Annotated in this window: 1 protein-coding gene; it reads right to left on the reverse strand. The window is 51.9% G+C overall.

Annotation, left to right across the window (positions count from 1 at the left end; genetic code table 11):
* The coding region (locus G9G53_RS25525) for a condensation domain-containing protein (RefSeq protein ID WP_165150866.1) at nucleotides 1-3512 on the reverse strand (3512 nt) is incomplete at both ends.

Below are 3512 nucleotides of genomic sequence, written 5' to 3' on the forward strand. Positions count from 1 at the left end.
CGTGCAAAATGTCCATACAAGCGCTCAATACCTGCTTGATCAAAGCTGAGCGTGTTATACATAAAACGAATCTTGATACCTTCTCCTGGCATCACGACGACGTTTAGATCGTAGTTCGTTTGCTCTGTAGCCACCACATTCGAAATTGTAAATGGTTCCTGTCCTTCACTGCCCAGCTGCTCTACCTGCTGCTCCACCGGATAATTTTCAAATATCATAATATGATTGATCAAATCCTGCTTCTGCTCGGTCAGTGCTTGAATTTCATACAGCGGGAACGCATCATAACCATTGGAAGCCAGCGCCTGCCGCTGTGTTCGTCTCATCAGCTCGACAAAACTTTCACCTGGTTCAGACTGCACACGCACTGGAATTGTATTAATAAATAGCCCGATCATGTGCTCCACACCTGGAATATCCCCTGGACGACCGGACACAACGCTGCCAAACACGATATCCGTACTGTTGTTATATTTTTGCAACAGAACGCCCCATACGGTCTGAATCAGCGTATTGATCGTGACCTGATTTTGCTTCGCTACCCGTTCGATCTGAGCAACCAGCTCTGGCTGGAAGTCACATTCCAGATCTTCAGCGACATATAGCCCGGCTTGCATCGATTTCGGCTGTGTTTTTTGCTGAGGAAGCGTAATTTGCTGCTCATAGTCCGCCAGATACCCACGCCAATATTGCAAAGCTGCCTCACGGTCCTGACGTTCCAGCCATTCGATAAATCGACTGAACGGCGTGACAGGCTCCAGCGCTGGCTCATGACCGGCGCGCAGTGTCAGATAGCTGCCAAATACCTCCTGTGTCATAAAGGACAAGCACCAGCCATCCATCAAAATGTGATGGAAGCTCCAAACAAAGTGATACGTTTCATCCCCCGTTTGCAAAATGGAGACACGAATGAGTGCATCCTCTGCGAGATTGAATCCTTTCGCTTTGTCCTCGATGGCAAAAGCTTCAACACGAGCTTCTCGTTCCTCTTTTTCTAGTCCGCGCAAGTCTTCATAATATATTTGTCCGCTACGGTTGCGGAAGACGACCTGTACAGGCTCATCCTTCCATGAACTGATAAAGTTCGTCCGCAATGCCTCATGACGCTGCACGAGCAGATCAAAGCTTTTACCAAAAGCAACCACATCAAAACGACCGTTCAACTCAAAGGTGGCCTGTTCAAAATAAGCTGCCGAATTTTCATCCATCAGACTGAAGAAGAGCATGCCCTTTTGCATCGGCGTCAAAGCATACACATTTTCCAGCTCACCCATATCTTGCGTATCCTTCACCAATTGCTCCAGCTCATCCAGTGTTACATGATTTAACAGGACATCACTTGGGGTCAGCACCGTTCTTTCTTGAGCGACACAATGATGAATCACCTCACGCAAGCCGGATGCCAGCAGCTCTCCAAGTCGTGCAATCGTCTCATGACGGAATTGCGTTGTACCGTAGCGAATCGTGAAAATCAGTTCTCCATCCTCGATGACTCCATTGATATCCAGTGCAAAATCCATAGCCGCATTCGTGCTGACAGGCACACCGATGGAATAGGAGGAAGGCTCCAGATCATTGCCTTTATAATCCTGATCGAATTGGCCCAAATAGTTAAAACTGATCTCAGGCTGAGCCTTTAACTGCACGCCTGCTTTCTCCAGAACATTCGTATCCGACAGGTATCGTAAAATACCATAGCCGATGCCTTTCTGCGGAATATGACGCAGCCCTTCCTTGACCCGTTTGATCAGACGAGCCGTATTCCCCCCTTGTCCCAGACTTCCATCCAGTACAACCGGGAACTGGCTCGTAAACCAACCGACTGTCCGCGTAATATCCACATCCGGTACAATAGCTTCCCGTCCATGGCCCTCCAGGTTGACCAGCACCCGTTCAGAACCAGACCAGTCATATACGGCTTTTCCGAGCGCAGCCAGCAGCAGGTCATTCATTTCCGTGTTGTATGCGCGATGAGCTTGTTTGAGCAACTGCTCGGTTTCCTGCTTCGTCCAGCGGACCGTCACAACCTCACTGTCCCCAAGCAGTGCATTGTCATTCGCAAAATCCTTTGGCAAAGGCTTCGCAAGACTGGCTTCTGCTTGTTCGATATGCTGCCAGTAAGCAAGCTCCCGCTCCATCGTCGCGCTATTCGCATAGGCCGACAGCTGCTCGGCCCATACCTGGAATGAATCTGTTTTATGCGGCAGCCGAATAGCTGTGCCTGTTTTACCTGCAACAGCCTGCTCATAACCGGATGCCAAATCCTCCAGCAAAATACGCCACGATACGCCGTCCACAACCAAATGATGAATGACGATTAGCAAATGGTCGCCCTCAGCGCAGTGGAACAGACCGAGCTTCACCAGCGGCCCCTCGCTCAAATGAATGCTGGCTTGAATTTCACTCGCCTTAGCTTCTACAGCGGTGGATTCGTCTTCAACTCCACTAAAATCTACAATGTCCAGCGTGTATAGCTCGCCTTCCTCTACACTGCGGTTCCAAGCTGCATAGCCTTGCTCCGTCTCACGGAATACCGTGCGCAATGCGTCATGATGCTGGACAATACGGTCCATTGTACGGCGTAGCGCGTTGACGTCAAAGCGCCCAGCTCGGTACAGCATCATCGCCTGATTGCTGTGGTGCAGATCAGCAGGCTGCTGCTCGAAGAACCATCGCTGAATGGGTGTCAGATCTACCTTGCCTACGGCCTCATCCTGACTGGCCATCTTACCATCTGTACGAAGCAAAGGACTGAGCGCCGCTACCGTCGGATTGCTGAAGAGATCCTTTATGTTCAATCGATAGCCTGCTTGCAGCAAGCGGGACGATACTTGCAGTGCTTTGATCGAATCGCCGCCCAGTTCAAAGAAGTTATCCTGCGTGCCTACCGCTTCCACGCCGAGTACTCCGGCCCACACTGCAGCCAGTACTTGCTCTGCCGTAGTACGTGGTGCCACATAGGCTGCACCCGTATGGATGCTTCCCTCCGGTTCCGGCAAGGCCTTGCGATCGATTTTGCCGTTGCTGGTCAGCGGAATCGTCTCCAGTCGCATCAAGCGTGCTGGCACCATGTGCGCGGGTAACCCGGATTCCAGTTCTGCTTGTACTTCCTCGATCCGCAGCTCAGCTTCTCCCGTGATGTACCCGCACAAGTACTTGTGTCCACGCTCATCCGTCCGGTCGATGACTACGGCTTGACGCACACCCGGTACCCGCTGGATCGCCGTTTCAATCTCGCCCAGCTCAATCCGGTAGCCCCGGATTTTGACCTGGTAGTCCATCCGACCGATAAAGTCCACATTGCCGTCTGGCATCCACCGCGCCAGGTCACCTGTGCGGTACAATCGTTCACCGGCTACATACGGATTCGCCACGAATTTCTCGGCCGTCAGGTCTGGGCGGTTCAGGTATCCACGTGCCACTCCAGCACCGCCAATGCACAACTCGCCCAGTACGCCGATCGGCACCGGATTCAGCTGGCTGTCCACGATGTAGAAGCGTGCGTTCAGCCA

The organism is Paenibacillus sp. EKM206P (assembly GCF_011066155.1).
Classification (GTDB): domain Bacteria; phylum Bacillota; class Bacilli; order Paenibacillales; family Paenibacillaceae; genus Paenibacillus; species Paenibacillus polymyxa_D.